30 protein-coding genes are annotated in these 21,650 nt (G+C 34.4%); 14 read left to right on the plus strand and 16 right to left on the minus strand.

The window, feature by feature from the left end; translation table 11 throughout:
- Window positions 1–33 precede the first annotated feature (33 nt).
- From IEV35_RS08460 to IEV35_RS08490, 7 genes are all read right to left on the minus strand, one after another.
- A complete protein-coding gene (locus IEV35_RS08460) occupies window positions 34–252 on the minus strand; it encodes a spore germination protein (protein WP_188384240.1) in 219 nt (72 codons plus the stop codon).
- Between the two features lie 76 nt (window positions 253–328).
- Window positions 329–700, minus strand: a complete 372-nt coding sequence (locus tag IEV35_RS08465) for a spore germination protein GerPE (RefSeq protein ID WP_188384241.1) — start codon at window positions 698–700, stop codon at window positions 329–331.
- Window positions 701–712: 12 nt separating this feature from the next.
- A complete protein-coding gene (locus IEV35_RS08470) occupies window positions 713–892 on the minus strand; it encodes a spore germination protein GerPD (protein ID WP_188384242.1) in 180 nt (59 codons plus the stop codon).
- Between the two features lie 4 nt (window positions 893–896).
- A complete protein-coding gene (gerPC, locus tag IEV35_RS08475) occupies window positions 897–1,472 on the minus strand; it encodes a spore germination protein GerPC (RefSeq protein ID WP_188384243.1) in 576 nt (191 codons plus the stop codon).
- A 77-nt stretch (window positions 1,473–1,549) separates the two neighbouring features.
- Window positions 1,550–1,771, minus strand: coding sequence for a spore germination protein GerPB (locus tag IEV35_RS08480; protein WP_188384244.1), 222 nt, complete (start codon window positions 1,769–1,771; stop codon window positions 1,550–1,552).
- A 15-nt stretch (window positions 1,772–1,786) separates the two neighbouring features.
- Window positions 1,787–1,999 (minus strand): spore germination protein, encoded by a 213-nt coding sequence (locus IEV35_RS08485; protein WP_188384245.1) that lies wholly within the window; start codon window positions 1,997–1,999, stop codon window positions 1,787–1,789.
- A gap of 407 nt (window positions 2,000–2,406) precedes the next feature.
- A complete protein-coding gene (locus tag IEV35_RS08490; protein ID WP_188384246.1) occupies window positions 2,407–3,603 on the minus strand; it encodes an ornithine--oxo-acid transaminase in 1,197 nt (398 codons plus the stop codon).
- 283 nt (window positions 3,604–3,886) lie between these two features.
- On the opposite strand from IEV35_RS08490, the gene IEV35_RS08495 reads away from it, so the two are divergent.
- From IEV35_RS08495 to IEV35_RS08520, 6 genes are all read left to right on the plus strand, one after another.
- Window positions 3,887–4,252 (plus strand): YisL family protein, encoded by a 366-nt coding sequence (locus IEV35_RS08495; protein ID WP_188384247.1) that lies wholly within the window; start codon window positions 3,887–3,889, stop codon window positions 4,250–4,252.
- 145 nt (window positions 4,253–4,397) lie between these two features.
- Entirely contained in the window at window positions 4,398–5,897 is a 1,500-nt protein-coding gene (locus tag IEV35_RS08500; RefSeq protein WP_188384248.1) for an alpha-amylase family glycosyl hydrolase, read from the plus strand.
- A gap of 215 nt (window positions 5,898–6,112) precedes the next feature.
- The gene (locus IEV35_RS08505; RefSeq protein ID WP_188384249.1) at window positions 6,113–7,291 is read left to right on the plus strand and encodes a PstS family phosphate ABC transporter substrate-binding protein; all 1,179 of its coding nucleotides are present in this window, start codon (window positions 6,113–6,115) and stop codon (window positions 7,289–7,291) included.
- Between the two features lie 46 nt (window positions 7,292–7,337).
- Window positions 7,338–7,766: a DUF1801 domain-containing protein gene (locus IEV35_RS08510; protein ID WP_188384250.1), complete on the plus strand. Its 429-nt coding sequence runs from the start codon at window positions 7,338–7,340 to the stop codon at window positions 7,764–7,766.
- An 81-nt stretch (window positions 7,767–7,847) separates the two neighbouring features.
- Window positions 7,848–8,354 carry a hypothetical protein gene (locus tag IEV35_RS08515; RefSeq protein WP_188384251.1) on the plus strand — a complete coding sequence of 169 codons (507 nt, stop codon included), beginning with the start codon at window positions 7,848–7,850 and terminating at the stop codon, window positions 8,352–8,354.
- 14 nt (window positions 8,355–8,368) lie between these two features.
- Window positions 8,369–8,752 (plus strand): nuclear transport factor 2-like protein, encoded by a 384-nt coding sequence (locus IEV35_RS08520; protein ID WP_188384252.1) that lies wholly within the window; start codon window positions 8,369–8,371, stop codon window positions 8,750–8,752.
- A 92-nt stretch (window positions 8,753–8,844) separates the two neighbouring features.
- Here the strand turns inward: IEV35_RS08520 and yppF are convergent, their stop codons facing one another.
- The 3 genes from yppF to fakB all read right to left on the minus strand — a co-directional run bounded on the left by yppF (window position 8,845) and on the right by fakB (window position 12,667).
- Window positions 8,845–9,033, minus strand: a complete 189-nt coding sequence (gene yppF / locus IEV35_RS08525) for a YppF family protein (protein WP_188384253.1) — start codon at window positions 9,031–9,033, stop codon at window positions 8,845–8,847.
- 321 nt (window positions 9,034–9,354) lie between these two features.
- Window positions 9,355–11,604, minus strand: a complete 2,250-nt coding sequence (locus tag IEV35_RS08530; protein ID WP_188384254.1) for a beta-propeller domain-containing protein — start codon at window positions 11,602–11,604, stop codon at window positions 9,355–9,357.
- A gap of 202 nt (window positions 11,605–11,806) precedes the next feature.
- Complete coding sequence (gene fakB / locus IEV35_RS08535; protein ID WP_188384255.1) at window positions 11,807–12,667, minus strand: DegV family protein; 861 nt, start codon at window positions 12,665–12,667, stop codon at window positions 11,807–11,809.
- A 99-nt stretch (window positions 12,668–12,766) separates the two neighbouring features.
- Here fakB and IEV35_RS08540 point away from each other — a divergent pair, with 99 nt between their 5' ends.
- Both IEV35_RS08540 and IEV35_RS08545 read left to right on the plus strand, forming a co-directional pair.
- Complete coding sequence (locus IEV35_RS08540; protein WP_188384256.1) at window positions 12,767–13,609, plus strand: YitT family protein; 843 nt, start codon at window positions 12,767–12,769, stop codon at window positions 13,607–13,609.
- Window positions 13,610–13,619: 10 nt separating this feature from the next.
- Window positions 13,620–14,027, plus strand: a complete 408-nt coding sequence (locus IEV35_RS08545; RefSeq protein ID WP_188384257.1) for a hypothetical protein — start codon at window positions 13,620–13,622, stop codon at window positions 14,025–14,027.
- 41 nt (window positions 14,028–14,068) lie between these two features.
- Here the strand turns inward: IEV35_RS08545 and IEV35_RS08550 are convergent, their stop codons facing one another.
- From IEV35_RS08550 to IEV35_RS08565, 4 genes are all read right to left on the minus strand, one after another.
- A complete protein-coding gene (locus IEV35_RS08550; protein ID WP_188384258.1) occupies window positions 14,069–14,332 on the minus strand; it encodes a NifU N-terminal domain-containing protein in 264 nt (87 codons plus the stop codon).
- A 239-nt stretch (window positions 14,333–14,571) separates the two neighbouring features.
- Window positions 14,572–14,766 (minus strand): DUF3813 family protein, encoded by a 195-nt coding sequence (locus tag IEV35_RS08555; protein ID WP_188384259.1) that lies wholly within the window; start codon window positions 14,764–14,766, stop codon window positions 14,572–14,574.
- Window positions 14,767–14,769: 3 nt separating this feature from the next.
- Window positions 14,770–14,919 (minus strand): hypothetical protein, encoded by a 150-nt coding sequence (locus IEV35_RS08560; protein ID WP_188384260.1) that lies wholly within the window; start codon window positions 14,917–14,919, stop codon window positions 14,770–14,772.
- 178 nt (window positions 14,920–15,097) lie between these two features.
- Window positions 15,098–15,928: a Cof-type HAD-IIB family hydrolase gene (locus IEV35_RS08565; RefSeq protein WP_188384261.1), complete on the minus strand. Its 831-nt coding sequence runs from the start codon at window positions 15,926–15,928 to the stop codon at window positions 15,098–15,100.
- A 142-nt stretch (window positions 15,929–16,070) separates the two neighbouring features.
- Here IEV35_RS08565 and IEV35_RS08570 point away from each other — a divergent pair, with 142 nt between their 5' ends.
- Window positions 16,071–16,835, plus strand: coding sequence for an alpha/beta fold hydrolase (locus tag IEV35_RS08570; protein ID WP_308419776.1), 765 nt, complete (start codon window positions 16,071–16,073; stop codon window positions 16,833–16,835).
- Window positions 16,836–16,903: 68 nt separating this feature from the next.
- Window positions 16,904–17,215, plus strand: coding sequence for a metal-sulfur cluster assembly factor (locus IEV35_RS08575; protein WP_188384262.1), 312 nt, complete (start codon window positions 16,904–16,906; stop codon window positions 17,213–17,215).
- Window positions 17,216–17,274: 59 nt separating this feature from the next.
- On the opposite strand, the gene IEV35_RS08580 is transcribed toward IEV35_RS08575, so the two are convergent.
- Complete coding sequence (locus IEV35_RS08580; RefSeq protein ID WP_188384263.1) at window positions 17,275–18,087, minus strand: undecaprenyl-diphosphate phosphatase; 813 nt, start codon at window positions 18,085–18,087, stop codon at window positions 17,275–17,277.
- 85 nt (window positions 18,088–18,172) lie between these two features.
- Between IEV35_RS08580 and IEV35_RS08585 the strand changes: the two genes are divergently transcribed.
- Window positions 18,173–18,526, plus strand: coding sequence for a hypothetical protein (locus IEV35_RS08585; protein ID WP_188384264.1), 354 nt, complete (start codon window positions 18,173–18,175; stop codon window positions 18,524–18,526).
- 66 nt (window positions 18,527–18,592) lie between these two features.
- Here IEV35_RS08585 and IEV35_RS08590 read toward each other — a convergent pair whose 3' ends face one another.
- Window positions 18,593–18,769, minus strand: a complete 177-nt coding sequence (locus tag IEV35_RS08590) for a YjzD family protein (protein ID WP_188384265.1) — start codon at window positions 18,767–18,769, stop codon at window positions 18,593–18,595.
- Window positions 18,770–18,898: 129 nt separating this feature from the next.
- Here IEV35_RS08590 and IEV35_RS08595 point away from each other — a divergent pair, with 129 nt between their 5' ends.
- The 3 genes from IEV35_RS08595 to IEV35_RS08605 all read left to right on the plus strand — a co-directional run bounded on the left by IEV35_RS08595 (window position 18,899) and on the right by IEV35_RS08605 (window position 21,559).
- Window positions 18,899–19,507, plus strand: coding sequence for a hypothetical protein (locus IEV35_RS08595; RefSeq protein WP_188384266.1), 609 nt, complete (start codon window positions 18,899–18,901; stop codon window positions 19,505–19,507).
- Between the two features lie 33 nt (window positions 19,508–19,540).
- A complete protein-coding gene (locus tag IEV35_RS08600) occupies window positions 19,541–20,500 on the plus strand; it encodes a BMP family ABC transporter substrate-binding protein (protein ID WP_229740691.1) in 960 nt (319 codons plus the stop codon).
- A 123-nt stretch (window positions 20,501–20,623) separates the two neighbouring features.
- Window positions 20,624–21,559 carry a beta-ketoacyl-ACP synthase III gene (locus IEV35_RS08605; protein WP_188384268.1) on the plus strand — a complete coding sequence of 312 codons (936 nt, stop codon included), beginning with the start codon at window positions 20,624–20,626 and terminating at the stop codon, window positions 21,557–21,559.
- The last annotated feature ends 91 nt before the right edge of the window (window positions 21,560–21,650 follow it).

Genomic DNA, 21,650 nt, shown 5'->3' on the forward strand with positions numbered 1-21,650 from the left:
AATGACTTAGGGGATCTTCCCTAAGTCATTTTTTTATGCATTAGCAGTTTGGGTTTGATCGTTAACGTCTGGATCAATTGGATTCGTTATACTCGCACCTGTATTTGTATTGATAAAATCCCCGGTATTTAAAGAACCAGAACCAGCACTTGTTTTAGAAGAGCTTTTTGGTGAAAGATAAAACGAGTCGCCAAAGTTAACAACCCCACCCCCGATACTATTAATTTTAATTGGTCCAACGATTGATGGCATTGTATACACCTACTAATATTTAAGGTTTACTTTATAATATGATTCTATTAATTCTAATGTGTAGTTCTTCTAATTCTTATTCTTCTTTTAGCAGTCGGAAATGCTTTACCCTTGATTCGGCATTGATTTTCTTTAAACTCCCATGCTGAACAGTTGAGGATTGGCTTACACCAGTAATGGATACAGTACCAACATTAATATAGTTTTGATGGTGGAAATGTTCAGATTGAATCGGTAATTCACTAGATAACCATTTTGCTTTTCTCTTAAAAATTGAATAATAGTCAAACTGCAGATCATATGCATCATTCCAAGCGATACCTTCACGTTGTACAGCAATACCATTGAAGGTAGGATTAAATTCAATCGTATCCCCAATGTTGAAGATGGAGCTGAAACCAATAGAATTAATGGCACTACTAGAAATTATTACGAGTCTTTCCTTCATTTATATCCCTCATTATGGCTGTGCAGATAATGGAACTAGATTTCCAATAACATACGATTCAGGAGGGGTATCGAGAAAGGAAGATAATTTTATTTCTTCGTTATCTCCAATTAAAAAAACAGAAGAAGAGGCCACTAATTCAATTGCAACATCTCCAACTGATAATCCCCAATTATGAACTTCTAAATTCATATAGCTAATCTCCTTTTTCATTATTAAACTTTTCCATGAACTTTTGTAATGATATATAAACCTCTTTTTTGACATGGTCCATAATATAGTGATTTAGTTGCTCCGGTGATTGTATTTGATGATTTTCTTTAGCTTCCTTCTCGTAAAAAGTGATTCGATCTGGAATTTGACTTAATATATCATGGATCATATCTCCTTCTAATTTATGGTCAATTCGTTTATTATATTTTTCCGATAAATTACGTATCATTTGTGGACCTTCCTGATTAACAAATTGATTTAATGATGTAGTTAAATTTGGATCTAGTTGGTGATGTACTGTTGTTTTTGTCAGTTTAGGTATAGCTAAATCATCAATATTTGCTAATTCATTTGGGGAAAGACCGATATGCAACGTACCTTCTAACCGCTCGATTTTTAGCTGGTCAAAGTGATATTCAATTTTATCTATTGTTGGAGAACTATTATCTTGTATTTGCTGTTCTAATCGTTTTACTTTTTGTTCTAGAAGTCTTACTTGTTCACTTTGATTAAAGATAATTTGCTGAAGTTCATAGATTTGTTGATTCCAGTTATACATATTCATGTCCCCCTTAAATTGATTCCATAGCAGATGGTAGGCTAATACCTATCGTTATCTTATGCAAGGGGAAGGGATTAAGTGCTAGTGGTATAAGTTCTAAGAGGAACAAGTTGGTATGATTGTGCTTGTGACTGGGGTTCTGCCTCTTCAGCAGGTTCTGTAAACCCTCCACTATTATATAAATCCGATTGTGCTTGTATGGCTCCTGTACTTCCAATTTGAAGCACAGATGAATTGGATATGGAACCTATTTTAAGAAAGTTAATATGAATGGACTGATGAACGGTAATGTTCATGCTCTCACTCCAATCTTAGGATGTCGGTTGGTCAATGGTATCTTTGTCATAAACATACGTGTTTGATTGTTGTAAATTTACGTGCATTCCATCCCCAGTATTAAATGATCCACCACCAGCATAAGTCTTTGCAGTACTTTCTGGGTTCATGGAATAAACATCGCCAATATTAAAAATACTGGATGATGATATACTATTTATTTTTACAGCTCCTACTTTTGCTGGCATATGAATCCTCCTCATAGTTAGTTTATGATAGGAGTTGGATTTGTTGAAAGTGTGGAGAGGATTTTTTATTAGGGGTGTATGTTAGTGATTTGTGGTATGCATCTAATATGAGGCCAATAAATTACCAAATGGTATGTGCCCTAAAATGAAATGAATGTGCCCTAAACCGAAATGAATGTGCCCAAAGGCAAATGGTATGTGCCCTAAAATGAAAAGAATGTGCCCAAGGGCAAGAGGTATGTGCCCTAAAATGAAAAGAATGTGCCCAAAAGCAAGAGGTATGTGCCCTAAAATGAAATGAATGTGCCCAAGGGCAAGAGGTATGTGCCCTAAAATGAAAAGAATGTGCCCAAAGGCAAAGGGTATGTGCCAAAATAAAAAGATACCGCTCTGTAGCGGTATCTCTATTATCCTTTTAACACATCTTTAATATGCGATATTGCCCAATCTAAATCTTCTTTTTCAATAACTAATGGTGGGGCAAAACGAATTACGTTTTCATGAGTTTCCTTACATAGTAATCCTTTTTCTTTAAGTGCTTCACAATAAGGACGAGCAGATTCCGTAAGTTCTACACCAATGAATAACCCTTTTCCACGAACTTCTTTAATTTTAGGATTGTCTATTGACTGTAATTCTTGCATCATATAGTTTCCAAGTTCAAGCGAGCGATCTGCTAAATTCTCTTCTTCTAATACTTCTAAAGAAGCGAGGGAAACAGCACATGCTAATGGGTTACCACCAAATGTGGAACCATGAGAACCAGGGTTAAATACACCAAGAATGTCTTTATTTGCAACAACACAAGAGATTGGCATAACTCCACCACCTAATGCTTTACCAAGAATAAGCATGTCAGGTTCTACATTTTCCCAATCACAAGCAAACATTTTTCCTGTACGAGCAAGACCTGCTTGGATTTCATCTGCAATATAAAGAACATTATTTTCTTTACATACGTCATATGCTTCTTTTAAGAATCCTTCTCGTGGGATAACAATTCCTGCCTCCCCTTGAATTGGTTCAAATAAAAATCCAGCAGTGTTTTCATTAATTGCTTCTTTCAGTGCCTCGATGTCACCATAAGGAATTAATTTGATTCCAGGTAACATTGGTCCAAATCCGCGCTTATATTCTTCTTCAGATGATAAGGAAACAGCTAGCATTGTGCGACCATGGAAGTTTCCAACACAAGCAATAATTTCTGCTTTGCCATCAGGAACACCTTTTACATCATAAGCCCAACGACGAGCTGCTTTAATAGCAGTTTCTACAGCTTCAGCACCAGTATTCATTGGAAGTGCCATATCTTTGTTTGTAAGTTTACAAATTTTTTCATACCATGGACCAAGTTGGTCATTATGGAAAGCACGGGAGGTTAGAGTAACTTTCCCTGCTTGTTCAACTAATGCATTTATAATTTTAGGATGACGATGGCCTTGGTTAACGGCAGAATATGCACTTAACATATCCATGTAACGATTACCTTCAGGATCTTCTACCCAAACCCCTTCAGCCTTCGCAACAACGACAGGCAGTGGGTGATAATTTTTAGCACCAAAGTTTTCAGTTTGATTGATAATTGTTTCACTTAAATTAGTCAACAAAATCCCCTCCTATATAGCAAATGTAACACAACTTAGAAAATTATTAAATAGATTTAACAATGCATAATTATGCATACAAATATATAATAATAGATTTTGGTTAAAAAAGTAAACTGATTTAAAGCTAGATTTTGCAATTTTTCATAGAAGCAACCGACAACTCAAGGAAAAAGAATAAAAGTCTTTATTATTGTCAAAAATTTATCATATGTATTAAGTCATATCCATGGTATGATAGAATAGAATTATTATTGACTTGTACCAAATAGGAGGAAAAAAAATGAATACACATTTACATGTAACAGCATGGGGACTAGCAATTATTTTATTTGTTGTTGCTCTAGTATTACATAAAAAAGGAAACGAAAAAGCTGGTAAAATTGTACAAATGATTCTACGTTTAGATTATCTACTAATTTTATATTCTGGTGGGGATCTAATCATGAATTACTTCGGTGACAGCCCAATGATGGCAGAAGCTATTGTTAAAGGCTTAGCTGGTGTCGGGGTAATTGCTGGAATGGAAATGACATTAGGAAAAATAAAAGATGGGGATTCAGCTAAAGTAGGTTGGTCTGTATTACTTATTTCCCTTCTAATTACAATTGTATTAGGATTCTTCCGTTTACCAGGTGGACTTGCTTAAAAGAAAAAAGATGGCTTGACGGTGTTAGTCTCTGTCAAGCCATCTTTTTTTGTGTCGTTTTTTCTACATTTTATGCAATTATATTGGAATATTGTCGGATTAAGGTAATAATAAGTATTGTAGATTAGAGTCTGGAGGATATTAGATGAAAAAACTATTACATATTTTTATAGTGGTTTTGTTCGTAATGACAACGATTCCAACTGTAAGCTTTGCCCAAGAGGCAACTATACATAAAGAAATTATCTATGATATTTTAGTGGATCGGTTCAACAATGGTAATCATGCATTTAGTGAACAAGTCCGCATCGATGACCCATATGCATATCACGGAGGAGATTTGGAAGGTATCCTATTAAAACTGGATGATTTAAAGGAGCAAGGTTTTACAACGATATCTTTATCTTCCATTATGGATAATGCTACAGATGGGTATCATGGCTATTGGATTGAAGACTTTTATACAGTGGAAGAACAATTTGGTACACTTGAAGATTTGACTTTACTTGTTGAAGAAGCTCATAAACGAGATATGAAAGTTATGTTAGAACTTGTAACGAATTATGTTGCAAACACCCACCCAATTGTAACTGATGTAGAAAAAGAAAATTGGATCTTATCTAATGTGGAGTTAGATACAACAAATGAATCATGGTTATCTAATGTTTCTGTGTTAAATCAGGATAATCCAGAGGTCCAGGAAATGTTAATGGACGTAGCCCTTCATTGGTTAGAAGAGACTGATGTTGATGGATTTATTTTACACGCAGCTGATCAAGGGTCAATGGAATTTGTGGATACATTGACTACAGAGTTAAAGGAATTTAAACCAGAATTAATGATAATTGCAGAAGTTCTTTCCGATCAAATGCCTAAAGAATTATTGGAACTCTCTGCAATTGATGCGGTTGATAATCCAGAACTATCTCAAGCAATAGTAGATGCTTTTGCGAATGCAGATAATCCAATTATTAGTATTTACGAGAAGTGGGAAGAAACCAAAAGTAATAAAAACTTAATTTATGTTGATAACAGATGGATGGACCGTTTCACTCAAATTGTTTCAGAAAATAAACGTGACGACGTGAATACTTGGAATTTAGCTTTAACTTATTTATTTACCACACCTGGTGTTCCAATTATTTTCCAAGGTTCAGAAATACCAATGTATGGCTCAGGAGTAGAACAGACACAACAGTTAGTAAACTTTAATAGTGGAGATCAAGAATTGGAAGAAGTCTATTCTAAAATTCTTGCATTAAGAAAACAGTTCCCCGTGCTTCAATATGGTGACTTTGAATTAGTGGAAACTGACCAAGGAATGAGTGTGTTTAAACGCTCCTATCAGGGTGAAACCATGTATATTGCAATCAATAATGATAGTGAATCCCGAAGGGTAACCATTACAGATATTGAAGAAGGTATCCAACTACGTGGAGTGCTTGGAGATGACTTAGTTCGTGATCAAGGGAATGGAGAATACAAGATTGCTTTACCACGTGAAGCAGCCGATGTTTATATAATGGAAGAAGACTCCGGAATTAACTGGGCATTTGTAGCTCCAATTGTCATCATTCTCCTATTGTTTGTAAGTGCGGTTGTTTATTTAAGTAAAAAACAGAAAAAAAGAGATCAAACTAATTAATAGATTAGCCTTTCACGATTGCAGTGGAGGGCTTTTTTGTTGTGAGATATAATGGTGTGGAAGAATAACCATATTTAATAAATGAAAAACCACTTCATCAACTAGTAGTTATTTAAATATCTTCTTCAAACCACAAATATTTCACATTGTAACTATTCAGAAAATTAGTTACAATAAAATGGAAGTATTCACGCTTAGTGGAGAGAAGGGATAGAATGAAGCCTGGAAAAGGTATTAGTATACTATCATTTATATTTGTCTGTGGAATAGTAGCTTTGTTCACATTTATAGGGACGATATTTGTATTGCTTATTGGTGGTAATCCAAAGTTTTACACTCCATACTTTATTGTAATCGCATTAATATTTCTGTTTTTAGTATCGAACGCTTTTTTTTCATTTATAAATAAACGCCTATTTAAACGATTAGTTATCGGATATATTGTTATTGCTATATTATCAGTAGTAAGTTATGAAACAATCCAAGCGATTGATCGAGGAATTCCAACGGTAGCTAGTGGGGATGTTAATTTATATGATTATCAACCGTTTAGGGAAGGAACGAAAGCCGTTCAATTAGAGGAACAGGCTACCTTTCAAATAGAAGGAGAAATACCTAAAATAGATGGTGCCACTGCGCTATATCCAATTTATGCTGCATTTGTACAGGCAACATACCCAGAGAAACAATATGATGTCTATGACAGTGAAGTCATGTCTAACCGAACGCCATATGCATATGAGAATTTAATTAACGGAGAAGTAGATATGATTGTAGCATTAGCACCGTCTAAAGCACAAATGAATATGGCAAGGACTAAAGGGGTAGAACTGAAGTTAACCCCAATTGGTAAAGAAGCCTTTGTATTTTTTGTCAATGCTAAAAATGAAGTAAAAAAATTAACACTCGACCAAATTAAAGGGATTTACTCTGGTAAAATTACGAACTGGAAAGATGTGGGGGGTAAAAATGACTCTATCAGAGCTTTTCAACGACCAGCTGATAGTGGAAGTCAAACAACCCTTGAACAATTAATGGCTGATACCCCAATAATGGAAGCACCAACTAATGATATCGTTAGTCTAATGGGGGGGATTATTGAAGAGACTGCTGATTACAAAAATTATAAAAATGCAATTGGTTATACATTCCGTTTTTTTTCTAATGAAATGGTTCAAAATAATTCAATTCGTCATCTAGCAATAGATGGCATTCACCCAAGCATTGAGACGATTAGAAATGGGGAGTATCCACTTACTTATGAATTTTATATTGTAACTGCCGGAAGTGAAAATCCTAATATTAAACCATTTATTGACTGGGTTTTATCCGATCAGGGACAATTAATTATTGAAAAAACAGGTTATGTACCAATTAATAGTCTTACGAAGTAATGAAAGAAGATTAATAAGGTTATATTAAAAGTAAGAGGTGATATACATGTACGAACTAAAGACAAAGGAAACAGATAATAGTGTTATAGAATTTATTGAAACAGTAGAAAGTGAAAAGAAAAAAGCAGATGCATACCAATTATTAGATATTTTCACGGAAACAACTGGCTATCCTGCTAAAATGTGGGGGCCAAGCATCATAGGTTTTGGATCTTATCATTATAAATACGCATCTGGTCATGAAGGAGATGCACCATTAGTAGGATTTTCGCCACGAAAAGCAAAGATAAGCTTATATTTTGCAACTGGAGACCCTGAACGTGAGAAATTGTTAAAGGACTTTGGAAAGCATACAACTGGTAAAGCCTGTGTGTATATTAATAAGGTTGCAGATATTGACGAGGATGTATTAAAGAAGTTAATCACTCAATCTATTTCATTCTTAAGAGAAACATATCCTGAAGGAACAGAATAACAAAAACAAGACTATCAAACACTTTGATAGTCATTTTTATCTACCAGTAATAGAGGTCAAGACAGTAGGAGAGGGTCGGGGTTGAGAAGGAAATATGTTTTCACTTTTTTATCTTTTATTTTACTACTTATGGCGTGCACACCAGAAGTGGAAAAAGAGACAAATAAACTACTGTCATCAGGAGTTCAATATATAGGTGGGCAACAAAACATCATTAATAAACTAGAGACATTACCAATTGAATATAAAAATGTTAGGATGATAGACTTATCATTGGAAGAATATAAGTTTGTTATAATAGAACCAAATTTTATAAACAATATAAGCAAGGAACTGGTAGTACAAGCATTACAGGCCAATTATTATTTGTTTTTTATTAATGTAGAGGATCCACGTTTGATAAAAGAAGCTTTTTTACATACGGGTACTATAGACGATAAAAAGAGGGACAAAATATGGGCAGAACAACTTTACTTAGAAGGTAATCAGCTTAAATCATTCATCTTTTCAATAGAACCAAATTTTGATGAGGAATTATTGGAGTGGTTACAATATTTTGATCAATATAAGGTTAGAAATAGAGAGTAGGAAGGAGTAAGTAGATGACTAGTGAACTACATGTAATTTGCCAAGAATCATGCAATAATGCACCGCGGAAAGAAATATTAAGGGATTTTACAATTGCTCTTGCAACCAACGACTTACTTCAAATTAAGGAGTGGCTCCATGATCAAGTAACTTGGAGTTGCATCGGTCATAAGCAATTATCAGGAAAAGATGTCGTATCAAATGAAATTTCGCTCATGCATATAGATAGGCCAGTTGAGCTGAAAATTGACCATCTTATTACGCATGGAAAGACAGCTTCTGTAAATGGTGTAGTTACGTTTGAAAATAATACCCAAATGGCTTTCTGTGACGTCTATGAGTTTGCTGGTGCTGTAAAAACGGCAAAGATTAAAGAGATTACATCGTTTAGAATATGATTTAACGGGGAGGGGAGTCGTTTGGAAAAATGGCAGGGTGCTGCAGGAAAACTTTAGTTAGTTAATACAAAAGAAAAAGCCCATATTGGCTTTTAATAAACATATTCATGTGCAGAAGTAGCACCTTGTTGGTGTAAAAAGTTATAAATATCACGATAATCTTTTATATCCATTTCACCTGCTATATATTTCCACTGAAAATAATCTAGTATGTCATTTAATGTTTTGGGGGTTGCCTTTCTAACTGCCTCATACTCTGCAACTAAATCATGTATTAGCATATCCATACCTCCCTATATTTAGCTCGTACTATGTTTATGAAATTATATGAAGTGAGGTAGTGAATCATGATAGAAAAATATGGTAATAGCATGTTGATAAATTCAAATAAAAAGGGGCCGGGACAAACAAAGGTAATAAAAAACGAACAATCGCCACATTAGCACCGGAAATATACGGAGACTCCTGTGGGAGGAAAGGCATCGGTGAGACCCCGCAAGAGCGTTAGCTCTGAGGAGGCTCACCAGCCGCCCACGGAAAGCGCAGTATATTTCCGGGGCGGGTCTGATGCTCTAACTTTAATGTTNACCTCTTTTGAAAACTTAATAATTAAATATTAACTCTGGCAATTGAACTGTTTTTAATATTTGTTTCTCGTTCATGTCGTAAACTTTCATCTGATCCCAAGAAAACGTATAAATCGTATCATCAACAGATACTAACCTTTTAATTTCAGATGTCCATTCAGGATATTCTTCAAATTCACCTTGATGGGTTATCGTATCCACTAATTTAATGCCATTTTCTGCATCAATTTCATAAAGTAATACCCCTTCGAAAATTACATTCCATTCTTCATAAGTAATATCATCTTTTACAACTTTTTTTGTTTCGGATAAATTAGCAGGGAATCCGTAAATATTTTTGGACGGATGTTTAAATAATACTTTATGGTTATGAAGCAATTCGGAATAGGAACCACTTTGCCCAATTACTTCTGTGAATTTTTCAATTGGATTTGTTGGGTCACTAACGTCAAATACAGAGATCTTTATACCATCTGTACGAACAATCGGTTCTTTCATACCTTCTTCTTTTACAAGTTTCGTATCTTGCCCAAATCCAATAACATGGTTATCATCTAAAGGATGTAAGTAATTACTAAATCCAGGGATTTTAAGTTCGCCGAGAACAGTCGGTTTGGTTGGATCCTTTAAGTCAATGACAAAAAGCGGATCGACTTCTTTAAAGGTCACGATATAGGCAATATCCTCCATAAATCGTACACTATATATTCTTTCTCCTTCAGCAAGCCCTTCTATTTTACCTAGTGGCTCTAAGTTCATATCGAATGTGTACAAATTGTTCGTAGATAATTGTTCTTCATCCCAAGTATTTCCTTTTGTTGTAGCTACTCGGAAATGGTCTAGTCTCTCATCCATTGCAAACTGGTTAATGAGTGTTCCATTTACTAATGTAGAAGCATTATAAGTTATTTTACCTGAGTCTATTAAAAATTGAGTTATTTCTGTATCTACATCTCTTGGAAGCCAAATCATCATATCAACGGCAGTATCGTTTGTTTCTACTTCACTCTCAGCCGATTCTTCGATTTCTTTGAATTTTTCAATCGCAATATAGAGATTGTTTTGGGACATGTAAATTTGACTAGAAGCTCCTAAATACGTTTCAATATTTGCTTCCTTATTCATATCCTTTAAATCAATAGATGTAAGAAGTAAAAATTGATTTTCTTTACTTTCAGGAAAGAAATACATTTTATCAAAATCAACTGGCATACTTTCATCACTGACAGCAGTATCCTTAATGAAAGGTCGAACTTCCATATCTTCTTCTTCAGTTAAGATCTGGTATGGAGGGTGCTGATTTGCTATAAGATATAAATAGCCATCAAGAATTCTTGATGAATTGTAATGCCCTTCTAGACTAACTTCACGAATTTGTTTTGGATTACTAGGGTCTTTTATGTCATATAACATTACTGTCGTCTGACCATGGTAAATTTCAGGGATAATCATCTCAATACGATCAGAATCATGTTCAGAATCTTTTTCTACTCGTAGTGGTTCTGATTTTTGTCCGATAGATATTAATAAGTTGTCATGAAGATAAATTTCAAATGGATAAAAGTTCTCTACTTTAATTTGACTAAGAAGCTTACTATTTTCTTTTTCTGTGGAAGTAATTAAAATATCCCCATCACGAACAAAGAAAATAGACTTTCCGTCCGTCTTAATCATATCTGCTTCATCTATTCCTTCTACTTGAATATTCGTATCGGATGTTTCTCCACCTCCACCACCACTAGCTGCACTATCATCTCCTGAATCCATATCAGCAGATTCTGATGTTTCAAAAAGCGAATTTTTTTCGTTGGAGTTTTGTTCCATACGTTCTTTTAATAATGTTAGCAGCTGCTTATTATCTTTTATTTTTGGTAGTTCTGCAACTGCTGTGAAATTATGTGTAAATGTTTTTGAAAGATTTTCACCAGAAGCCGTTTTAACGTCTTTTAAAATGCTTATGTTATATTCCTCATCTGTCTCATATCCTTTATCTGGTGCTTTGAGAGTTAGAATGGTAAATGTATCATTCCATTCCATTTCTACAGTAATTTTTTCACCGCTTTTTGTTTTTACGATTACTGTGTCATCAGTAAAAGTGGTTGGATCCATTGATTCGGAGAAATGGACAGTCAAATCTTTATGATTTAGCACATAACTGGAAGCGGATGGGATTTCTGCCGTAATTTTATCGGAGAAACTAAAGAATACAATTGCCCAAACAGCTAGAATTAAAAGAATACTAATTAACCCAATCCTTTTGTACACGATTATTCACCTCATTTTTAATAAAGGAAAGTTCACCTTTATCGATAAGACGTGTCAATCGAAATGTTTGTTTCAAAATAACAAGGTATAAGAGAAAAACAATTCGACAAAATCCGAGCTTTTTCGGGAGGTGTCAGACACCATTATGAAAAATCATCCCAATTAAAAAGAGAGAAAAACTCAGGGATTATCCCTGAGTTTTTTATTTGTATGATTTATTTAAGAAAAATAATGCAATTGTTCCTGGACCAGCGTGGGCACCTATAGCGGATCCTACATATTCAATGAGAAATTCTTTCGCGCCGAACTTCTCTTTAATCATTTCAGCAAGTTTTTCAGCTCTTTCTAAATCGTCTCCGTGGCTAATACCAATTACTTGGTTTTCGAAGTTGCCACCACGTTCTTCCATGAGTTCAACCATTCTTCCTAATAGTTTTTTTGTACCACGCATTTTTTCCAGAGGTATAAGCTTTCCTTGTTCTACGTGAAGAATCGGTTTGATATTTAATAAAGAACCAACGAAAGCAGCTGTTTTACTTACACGGCCACCACGTTTTAAATACTCTAAGTCATCAACAGTAAAAATATGCTCCATATGGAGTGCTTGTTTCGATGCTTCCTCGATAATTTCTTCTTTACTTTTTCCTGCTTTGGCCATTTTCGCTGCTTGAAGAACGACTAGTCCATATCCAATAGATGCACATTTTGTATCAATTACCGTAATATCTGCATCTGGATATTCTTCCTTTACTTCTTGTTCCATCATTTTCGCTGTTTGATATGTACCAGATAGTTCAGAAGAAAATGCTAAGTAAAGTAAAGGTTGTTTAGACTGGGCATATTCGGTAAAGATATTCTTAAAAGTCTGTGGTGAAACTTGGGATGTTTTCGGTGATGCGCCCTTTCTCATTGCATCAAATACATTTTTAGGAGTAATATTAATTCCGTCAACATAATCTTTGTCATCTAAATGAACTGTTAATGATACCATTTCCATGTCATACTCAGTGAAGTAATTTTTAGTCAAATCACTTGCTGAATCGGCCATAATTTTGATACTCATTGTCATTCACCTTCTTTTCTTTAATTTATTATATAATGTTTAGTTTATAGCTATAATGGGATATAGTCAAAATAATTGTGATATAAAAAGGAGACTGTTATGTTTTTAATAGAAGCTAAAAGAATTGCCATTGTCATTCTTGGATCATTACTTAATGCGTTATCTTTAAATCTATTTTTAATTAGTGCGAATGTGTATGCGAGTGGGTTTACTGGAACAGCCCAATTAATATCAAGTGTGTTTAATGATTTTGTTGGTATTAACATTTCAACTGGAATTCTATTATTTCTTTTAAATATTCCGGTATTAATATTAGGCTGGTTTAAGGTTGGAAAAGGATTTACTATATATAGCATCATTTCTGTTTTATTTTCTTCATTATTCCTGCAATTTTTGCCAGTTATACAACTGTCTGAAGATATTATATTAAATGCTGTTTTTGGTGGTTTAGTTGCGGGGATAGGAGTAGGGATGACCTTGAAAATAGGAGCTTCTACCGGTGGAATGGATATTGTGGCTATGTATCTATCCCGTTTAAAGGATAGACCGATTGGTGTGTATTTTATATCATTAAATGCAATTATTATTGCTCTTGCAGGAATTTTGTACTTGCCAGAAAATGCTTTGTATACGATGGTAGCTCTGTACGTGACAACTCGTGTAATTGATACCATTCATACAAGATACAATAAACTTACTGCGATGATTGTCACTAGAAAAGCTAAAGAGTTACAGACAGCTATACATAACAAAATGGTTCGTGGAATTACAATATTACCAGCTGTTGGTGCCTATACCAATGAAAATAAACATATGTTGTATCTCGTTATTACACGGTATGAGTTATATGACTTAGAACGAATTATTAAAGAAGTAGATCCAGAAGCATTTACAAATATCGTTCAAACGACAGGGATCTTTGGCTTTTTTAGAAAAGAATAGGAGTTAGATCATGTTGAAGAAATTAATAATTTTATTATGTAGTGTTATATTTGTACTGACTGCATGTGGGAATGAGCAGGACACGGAAAAAACAAATGACAAAGGAATTTCCTCCCCAGAAGCTTCCTTAAATATTCAAGATTTAGATGTGAAGATTGTGGAAGATAAAGCCGTTCTCGAGGGGAAGGCAAAAGCTTCGAACAACGAGTTTTATTATCATGTGGAGAAAGAGGACCACATTTTAAAAGAAGAGGAGAGTGTACAAGTTGATGGGGAATGGGGAACATTTGAAATTACAATAGACATTACAGAAGATATGAAAGAAAGCGAAGAAGTTGTGTTTGTAAAGTTTTTCAATCGAGATAATGACTCGATTGTTAATCCAAATTATGTTCCATTAGATATTCCAAGAAATTAAAAGAGGATGAAGCTTAGTTCTTCATCCTCTTTTACTATGTATTAATAGCCATGTTTTGCGAAGACTTCTTTAACTTTTGGTGTTACATCGTCCCATTCGGCATCAAAACTTTTGTTAACTGTAATGAAGTTTTGGTACCCAAATACATTGTCTACACCATCTAGTTTCAGTAAATCATTCATAATCTCATGTTCACTTGTTTGTCCTGGCATAACCGAAATACTGTTTGTTCCTTCAAAAATAATTTTGTCAGTAGTAAATTTAATTGCGTTTGGATTTGGTGTTCCTTCAGCTCGTACTCCCACTTGAATATACCTCCTTGATACTTCCTTCTTTAATACTATCTTAGCAGAAAAGCTAATAGGAAAAAAGAAAATAGGATAAAACTTTACGGTTTGACACAAATTCTTCATTCATGAAAACAAAGGTGCTCTAAAAGAACACCTTTGTTTATCACTCATTCAAACAGTAATCCCGTTTCATCCAAAGAATGAATTGGCTATTACCATCACGAGTATATTGATCGGAATGACTTATCTGGAGGTTAGCTTAGCTGATTTTGCTCTAATTGCTGCTGTAACTGTTGTAATTGTTGTTTTTCTTCAGGGGTTGCATCATTCATAGCAGCTTGGATTGCGTTATGAGCAGCTTGTTTATCTTGCTCATTTGTACCACCTGCTAAATTATTTGTAAATTTAGTTACAGCTTCCTTTGCTTGCTGGAATAAATTATTTTGCATAATTTAAAATCCTCCTACTGTATGATTATCTGCTTCTTCCTTTTTTCGTTCTGCTTCAGTAAAGTTTGAACGATAAGGAAATTTCTCTGCATGTTTTCTTACAGCATCTGCGCTTTGTTGGCTAAACCTTCTCGATTTGCTCCCTTTGCCCAAGTCAATTCCTCCTTAGAAAAACTCACTTTTAGCAAGACGAATAACTTAAGTTCGTTTTTCTTAATGGCAGGTGACTACACCATATGCCAAAGAAAAAAGTGAACGACTTTTAATCGTTCACTTGTAGTATGGAAAGATTGCTTATATTTTATAGTAGGTAAAATACGGTAGGAAAGTTTTACTTTACAATAGAATTTAATTGTAAGTATTCTTCAAGGAACTTACCGATTCCACTCTCTTCATTTGTTACTGTTACATGCTTAGCGATCGATTTTAATGGATCAATTGCATTCCCCATTGCTACTCCAACACCAGCATAATCAATCATCTCTAAATCATTATCTTCATCACCAAAAGCAATTATTCTGTCTTGTGGTATTTGATAATAATGAGCAATTTTATGAAGTCCAACTGCTTTGTTGATTCCTTTTTTAACAATTTCAATCACATTCCACGGGGCACCCCATTTACGATGTTCAATTACTTCAGCATGGAATTCATCTAATGTGTCACGTAAGGTAGAGATATGCTCTTCTTTTGGATGGATTAATATAGATGTAGGGTCGTCCTTTAATTTGCTCTTTAAACTTCCGATAACAAATGGAGAATCTTTTTGGGTTTGATAAAAGATATTAATGATGTCTTCACTATACTTATCAAGATATACGTTATCTTGTACTTCTGCTAACACGTTATGCACATCCAAATCATAACAGGTTTGAACGATACTTAGAGCAGTTCGATTTGGCATGGGGTTATGAAGTACATCCCATTTCTTATCTGTTGGATGATGTATAAGTGCACCGTTAAAGTTGACCATCGGAGTTTTTAAGCCTAGTTCATGATAATATTGTATGCTTGCTCGATGTGGTCTTCCTGTTGCAATGACAACGATATGACCGTCATCCATTGCCTTTTGTAATACTTGCTTATTTCTGGAACTAATTACTTTATCATCTGAAAGTAATGTACCGTCCAAATCTAAAGCAATTAAATGTTGTTTTGCCATTATTTATCACCTCGTATTAATTAAGTTTATTCGTGTTTTCTATATATGTAAAGAGTTATTGTGTAATATTTTGGTTAAATTAGTTTAATTATTTGGAAATTAATACTATTATTGGGATATGTACATAAAGGATGAGAGGATTATGCAGATGATTGGAATTTCAAAAGAATTAGTTGGGGGAATCCCTAGTTTAGTTGTAGTTGATTCTGAAAAAAAAGAAGAAGCTTTGCCAACAGTTATATACTTTCACGGAATTACAAGTGCAAAAGAACATAATTTGCCATTAGCATTTTTATTAGCGGAGAAAGGGATCCGTGTTGTTTTACCTGATAGTATTTATCATGGAGAGCGAGAAACAAATGAAATAGATGATGTTCGATATTATTTATTCCATATTGTATTACAAAATGTAAAAGAATTAAATGATATAAAGGATGATTTAGAAAGCAGAGAGCTTATTCTTGATGGAAGAGTTGGTGTAGCTGGAACGAGTATGGGTGGAATAACTACTGCAGCAGCATTATCACAATATCAGTGGCTAAATTCAGCTGCAATACTAATGGGATCACCTAAATTGACAACATTTGCGAGGGAATTGGTAGCAACATACGAAAAATTAGGTGAGCTTCCTATGACAAAGGAAGAGGTTGATAAATTATATGAAACACTACAAACGTTTGATTTATCTCTACAAGTAGAAAAGCTAAACGAAAGACCTCTATTATTATGGCACGGGGATAATGATCCTACTGTACCATTTGAGCATTCTTTCCGTTTCTATGAGTCAACGGTAAAAGTATACAAGGATCAGGACAAGATAAAATTCATTCGAGAAAAAAATCAAGGGCATAAAGTAAGTCGAATGGCTATATTAGAAACTGTAAAATGGTTTGTCTCTTATCTGTGATTTAAATCATTTAAATATATTCCAAAGTATGTTTAAATAAAGTTATGAAGAATGAAGGAGGGAAAACCATGGATGAAGCATTAAAAGAAAATCTCATGGGTGCTCTTGAAAATGTGATTGACCCAGAATTAGGAATTGATATTGTAAATCTTGGATTGATATATGACGTTAACTTAGAAGATGACGGCCTTGCTGTAGTAACGATGACTCTTACTGCAATGGGGTGTCCATTATCTGCACATATCGAAGCGGATGTGAAGCACGCATTATCTGATATTCCAGAAGTAAAAGAAACAAGAGTAGATATCGTATGGGATCCACCATGGGGCAAAGAAAGAATGTCCCGCTATGCAAAAATTGCTTTAGGAATTCCTGATTGATAACAATGATTACAAAAAGCCGACTGCACTAGTCGGCTTTTTTTCATAAATAAATTTCATTATAGAAACAATACAACTAACACTCCGACAACAAAGCAATAAAAGGCGAAATATTTTAAATTACCTCGAGCCATAATATTCATAAACCATTTCAAGGCAAAGTATGTCGCAATAATTGAACTTAGAAATGCTAATAAATAAGGGATCCACAATGTATCAAAATACTCATCATTAACTATCTCATCAATAGAAAGTAATCCTACCCCTAAGCTGACAGGTATATATAGTAAAAAAGAAAATCGAAGTGCAGTTTCCTGTTTCATTCCTAATAACATCGCAGCTACAATAGTTGCACCAGACCGACTTATTCCAGGAATTAAAGCTACTGTTTGGGCAAGGCCTACAATAATAGCATCTTTCAAGGTAACTTGTTTATCACTTTTTCGACCACGTAAATTTCGGATAATCCATAATGCAATTCCTGTAATTAATAATGTAATTCCTACTACAGTAGTTGTACTTAAACTACTAATACGTTCTTCTAGTATAATCCCGATGATTCCGGTAATAAAGGTAGCAATAAGTAACAGGATAATAAATATAAAATCGCCCTTTGCAGCTTCATCTTTTTTAAATACATAATTGAACCCGTTTTTACCTAGTCGAACGATATCATTAAAATAAATAATAATGACGGCAATTAATGATCCAAAGTTCACTAATGCTTCGAATGACAACCCTTCTGCTTTAATACCCAGTATTTCTCTAGCTAAGACAATATGTCCACTTGATGAAATCGGTATAGGTTCTGTAAAGCCTTGAAGTAATCCTAAAAATATATATTTTAATAATGTCAATAATTCACTTTCCATTAAAGTTAACTCCTTTTGATTATGTTAATTTGTCACCCCAACTTAGGCTAATGAATAGTCTAAAATGGGAGGAGGGTGAAATTAAATGGCAAAACATAAGCAAATGTACGATTTATGTAAGTCTCACATGCATTCCTATGTGTTAGCAGAGCTTGAAGATGGCTCTAAATTTGACGGCATCATTACAGGTCTAGATGATGAGTATGTTTATTTTGCTGTACCACTAGAACAAGATGTATCGACACAAACAATGCCATACATGGATAATGAACAACGTCAATTCGGATGGTATGGTGGTTTTGGCTATGGTTATCCTGGTTATGGTTTCCCAGGCTATGGTTACGGATTCGGTTATCCTTATGGTCCTAGAAGAAGATTTCGACGCCTAGTATTACCGTTAGCTGCTCTTACTGCTTTGAGTGTCTTACCTTGGTATTAACAAGGATAAAATATGTAAAACCCTTGCCACCTTATAGTTGGGCAAGGGTTTTACAATCTAGACCAATTATTCTTTACTATCTCTCAATAGACCATCGCCTAATACAAAGACGATAACGGAGAAAATTGCAGCCATCACTAATGTAGATACCATATCAAATGATGCTCCTGCCATACTTGATAATACGTAAGAAAGTACGAAAGTTATCAAAACAGCCCAAATAATAGTAACAATATAGCGCATATGTAACACCTCGTTTTTACTTTTCTAACTTTTATCTTAAAACTCTAACTAATACCACTACTAAGTTTACCAAAGGAACTAATAAATGAAAAGTATTTCAATATAATTAACTAGAGAGGGGGAAAAAAATTGACAATTCTTGTTCAAAACTGCTTTCATTGGATTGGTTATCATTATGTTAATTTCTTACTTGAAAAGGGTATAGTAGTTAAAGGTATTGATAAGATAAATTCGGATAAAAAAGATAACCTTGCAATGTTCTTTGGAAGAAACAGCTCTTTTCAATGGTTTGAGGACTCCTACGATGAAAAAGTTTCCACTGCGCTTATCATTGGTAATCGTATTTCCTCGATTCCTATAAATGCAGATAGAATTATTCAAATTGTATTAAAACAAACTAAGAAAATCCCTGATGCCGTTACTATAAATGCACCACTACTATTTGGAGAATGGATGGAAATGACGAATGAAGGTGTAACTGATGGTAATCGCATCATTCCCTTTCAATCTGATGAATTTCTTCAAGATGCCATCTATATTGAGGATTTTATTTTAAGTACTTATCCATTGTTTGAATCAAACAAAAGATCCGGCGATTATCAAGTCATTTCGAATAAAATGTACTTAGATGATGCAGTTAAACTTGAAAATTCTATTTATATCCGTGACAATATACCTATGAAACATAATGTGAAGAAGGTTATAGAACATTATAAGCGCTATCAAAATTTCTATTAATAGACTTTGATATGATGAATGGAGTGCACGAACTTGAGGAGAAAATATTTCCTAGCTGGCATAGCATTTTTAGGTTTACTAATAACTTTTGCTAGTTGTTCCCAAGAAACAGAGAGCAGGTTTAAAGTTGGGATGATTGTAGAGGGAGAAATAGCAGATAAACCATGGAACGAAAAAGGTTATCAAGGTTTGTTAGCGTTAGAAGAGGAACTAAATGTTGAGATTGATGTAGTTGAAAATGTTGAAACGGATGAAGAAATCGCTAAAGCAATTACCAAATTAGTTGAGGAAGGGACAACATTAATATTTGGCCATAGTAGTGAATATGGCGATAACTTTTATCAATCTTCACAAACATATCAAGACGTTCACTTCGTTTATTTTAATGGTAATTATTATAATGACAATTTGACAAGTCTAACCTTTAATTCACATGCCATGGGATTTTTTGCTGGGATGATAGCAAGTCAGATGACGGAGTCTGAAGAAGTAGGTATTATCGCTGCTTATCAGTGGCAACCTGAGATTGAGGGATTTTATGAAGGTGTTAAATTTCAGAATCCAGAAACAAATGTAAATATGGAATTGATCTATGATTGGACAGATGTTGACGGAGCAAAACAGGCTTATGCCCGGATGAAAAATAAAGGAATCGATGTTATCTATCCTGCTGGGGATGCATTTAGTGAAGATGTAATAAAACAAGCTAGCAAGGATGACATTTATGCTATCGGATTTGTTTCTGATCAGTTCAAAGTGGAGCCAACTGCAGTATTGACTAGTACCATTCAACATGTCGATCGTTTATACGTTCTAGCAACAGAGAAGTATATGGAAGGTACACTAAAGGGTGAGATCATGTCCTTTGACTTTAAGGACAATTATATTACTTTAGGGGAGTATAATCCTGATGTACCAAAATATTTTCAAAAACAGTTAAATAACTATATACAAAAATATAAAGAAACAGGCTTGCTTCCTAATCAATACTAAGCTTTTGGGGACTCAGTTTTCATTATTTTAGAAGTTCTATCTTGCAAGTCTTTCTTTTTTGGATTAAAATTAGTACCAAGTCATAATATTTGCTAATAACTTAGAGTTTAAGGGGATGTATATATGGGTGTTGGAGTTTTAGGTGTAGGCCATTATGTGCCTTCTAAAATTGTTACCAATCTTGATTTAGAAAAAGTAGTTGATACAAGCGATGAATGGATTCGTACACGAACTGGTATTGAAGAGAGAAGAATTGCCGATGATATGGATACGTCCGACATGGCATATCATGCTTCATTAAGTGCACTTGAAGATGCAGGAGTTCGTCCAGAAGAACTTGATTTAATATTAGTTGCTACCGTTACTCCAGATACTGCTTTTCCATCAGTATCTTGTATGCTACAAGAAAAATTAGGTGCTGTTAAAGCTGCTGCAATGGATGTTAGTGCAGCTTGTGCTGGCTTTATGTATGGCATGATTACTGCAAAACAATTTATTGAAACAGGATCGTATAAACATATATTAGTAGTAGGTGCTGAGAAACTTTCGAAAATAACGGATTGGGAAGATCGCAATACATGTGTTTTATTCGGAGATGGTGCCGGTGCAGCTGTCATGGGAGAAGTTTCAGAGAACAAGGGAATACTATCCTTTGAACTTGGATCAAATGGTTCCGGTGGGAAACATCTATACCTAAAAGATGATGGTTTTCTAGCAATGAATGGTCGTGAAGTATTCAAATTTGCTGTAAGACAAATGCCAGAGTCTTCATTAAATGTCCTAGAAAAAGCTGGCTTACAAAAAGAAGATGTGGACTTTTTAGTACCACACCAAGCAAATATTCGAATCATGGAAGCGGCAATGGAAAAACTAGGGATTTCAGAAGAGAGAATGGCAAAAGTTATTCAGAAATATGGAAATAATTCCTCAGCATCCATACCTATGGCTTTATCTGAAAGTGTAAAAGATGGTAAAATTAGGGATAATGATGTTATTGTCTTAGTAGGATTTGGAGCAGGATTAACATGGGGAGCAGTAGCGTTGCGCTGGGGAAGATAGGTTATATGAAAGTGGTCTCTAAAGATGAAATAATCAATTTATGATAGAAATAATGTTAGCAATGCACGTTCCTATAAATATTTAGTAACTA

The sequence above is a fragment of the Ornithinibacillus halotolerans genome, from assembly GCF_014637405.1.
In the GTDB taxonomy this organism is placed as follows: Bacteria; Bacillota; Bacilli; order Bacillales; family Amphibacillaceae; genus Ornithinibacillus; species Ornithinibacillus halotolerans.

What these genes read in the sequence shown, in the direction of transcription:
- IEV35_RS08585 (WP_188384264.1), top strand. Translation starts at nt 18,173, where the DNA reads ATGGCAAAACATAAGCAAATGTACGATTTATGTAAGTCTCACATGCAT.
- IEV35_RS08485 (WP_188384245.1), bottom strand. Translation starts at nt 1,999, where the DNA reads ATGCCAGCAAAAGTAGGAGCTGTAAAAATAAATAGTATATCATCATCC.
- IEV35_RS08605 (WP_188384268.1), top strand. Translation starts at nt 20,624, where the DNA reads ATGGGTGTTGGAGTTTTAGGTGTAGGCCATTATGTGCCTTCTAAAATT.
- IEV35_RS08565 (WP_188384261.1), bottom strand. Translation starts at nt 15,928, where the DNA reads ATGGCAAAACAACATTTAATTGCTTTAGATTTGGACGGTACATTACTT.
- IEV35_RS08545 (WP_188384257.1), top strand. Translation starts at nt 13,620, where the DNA reads ATGTTGAAGAAATTAATAATTTTATTATGTAGTGTTATATTTGTACTG.
- IEV35_RS08505 (WP_188384249.1), top strand. Translation starts at nt 6,113, where the DNA reads ATGAAGCCTGGAAAAGGTATTAGTATACTATCATTTATATTTGTCTGT.
- IEV35_RS08480 (WP_188384244.1), bottom strand. Translation starts at nt 1,771, where the DNA reads ATGAACATTACCGTTCATCAGTCCATTCATATTAACTTTCTTAAAATA.
- yppF (WP_188384253.1), bottom strand. Translation starts at nt 9,033, where the DNA reads ATGCTAATACATGATTTAGTTGCAGAGTATGAGGCAGTTAGAAAGGCA.
- IEV35_RS08470 (WP_188384242.1), bottom strand. Translation starts at nt 892, where the DNA reads ATGAATTTAGAAGTTCATAATTGGGGATTATCAGTTGGAGATGTTGCA.
- IEV35_RS08520 (WP_188384252.1), top strand. Translation starts at nt 8,369, where the DNA reads ATGACTAGTGAACTACATGTAATTTGCCAAGAATCATGCAATAATGCA.
- IEV35_RS08590 (WP_188384265.1), bottom strand. Translation starts at nt 18,769, where the DNA reads ATGCGCTATATTGTTACTATTATTTGGGCTGTTTTGATAACTTTCGTA.
- IEV35_RS08465 (WP_188384241.1), bottom strand. Translation starts at nt 700, where the DNA reads ATGAAGGAAAGACTCGTAATAATTTCTAGTAGTGCCATTAATTCTATT.
- IEV35_RS08570 (WP_308419776.1), top strand. Translation starts at nt 16,071, where the DNA reads ATGCAGATGATTGGAATTTCAAAAGAATTAGTTGGGGGAATCCCTAGT.
- IEV35_RS08540 (WP_188384256.1), top strand. Translation starts at nt 12,767, where the DNA reads ATGTTTTTAATAGAAGCTAAAAGAATTGCCATTGTCATTCTTGGATCA.
- IEV35_RS08460 (WP_188384240.1), bottom strand. Translation starts at nt 252, where the DNA reads ATGCCATCAATCGTTGGACCAATTAAAATTAATAGTATCGGGGGTGGG.
- IEV35_RS08580 (WP_188384263.1), bottom strand. Translation starts at nt 18,087, where the DNA reads ATGGAAAGTGAATTATTGACATTATTAAAATATATATTTTTAGGATTA.
- IEV35_RS08510 (WP_188384250.1), top strand. Translation starts at nt 7,338, where the DNA reads ATGTACGAACTAAAGACAAAGGAAACAGATAATAGTGTTATAGAATTT.
- IEV35_RS08555 (WP_188384259.1), bottom strand. Translation starts at nt 14,766, where the DNA reads ATGCAAAATAATTTATTCCAGCAAGCAAAGGAAGCTGTAACTAAATTT.
- fakB (WP_188384255.1), bottom strand. Translation starts at nt 12,667, where the DNA reads ATGAGTATCAAAATTATGGCCGATTCAGCAAGTGATTTGACTAAAAAT.
- IEV35_RS08495 (WP_188384247.1), top strand. Translation starts at nt 3,887, where the DNA reads ATGAATACACATTTACATGTAACAGCATGGGGACTAGCAATTATTTTA.
- IEV35_RS08575 (WP_188384262.1), top strand. Translation starts at nt 16,904, where the DNA reads ATGGATGAAGCATTAAAAGAAAATCTCATGGGTGCTCTTGAAAATGTG.
- gerPC (WP_188384243.1), bottom strand. Translation starts at nt 1,472, where the DNA reads ATGTATAACTGGAATCAACAAATCTATGAACTTCAGCAAATTATCTTT.
- IEV35_RS08500 (WP_188384248.1), top strand. Translation starts at nt 4,398, where the DNA reads ATGAAAAAACTATTACATATTTTTATAGTGGTTTTGTTCGTAATGACA.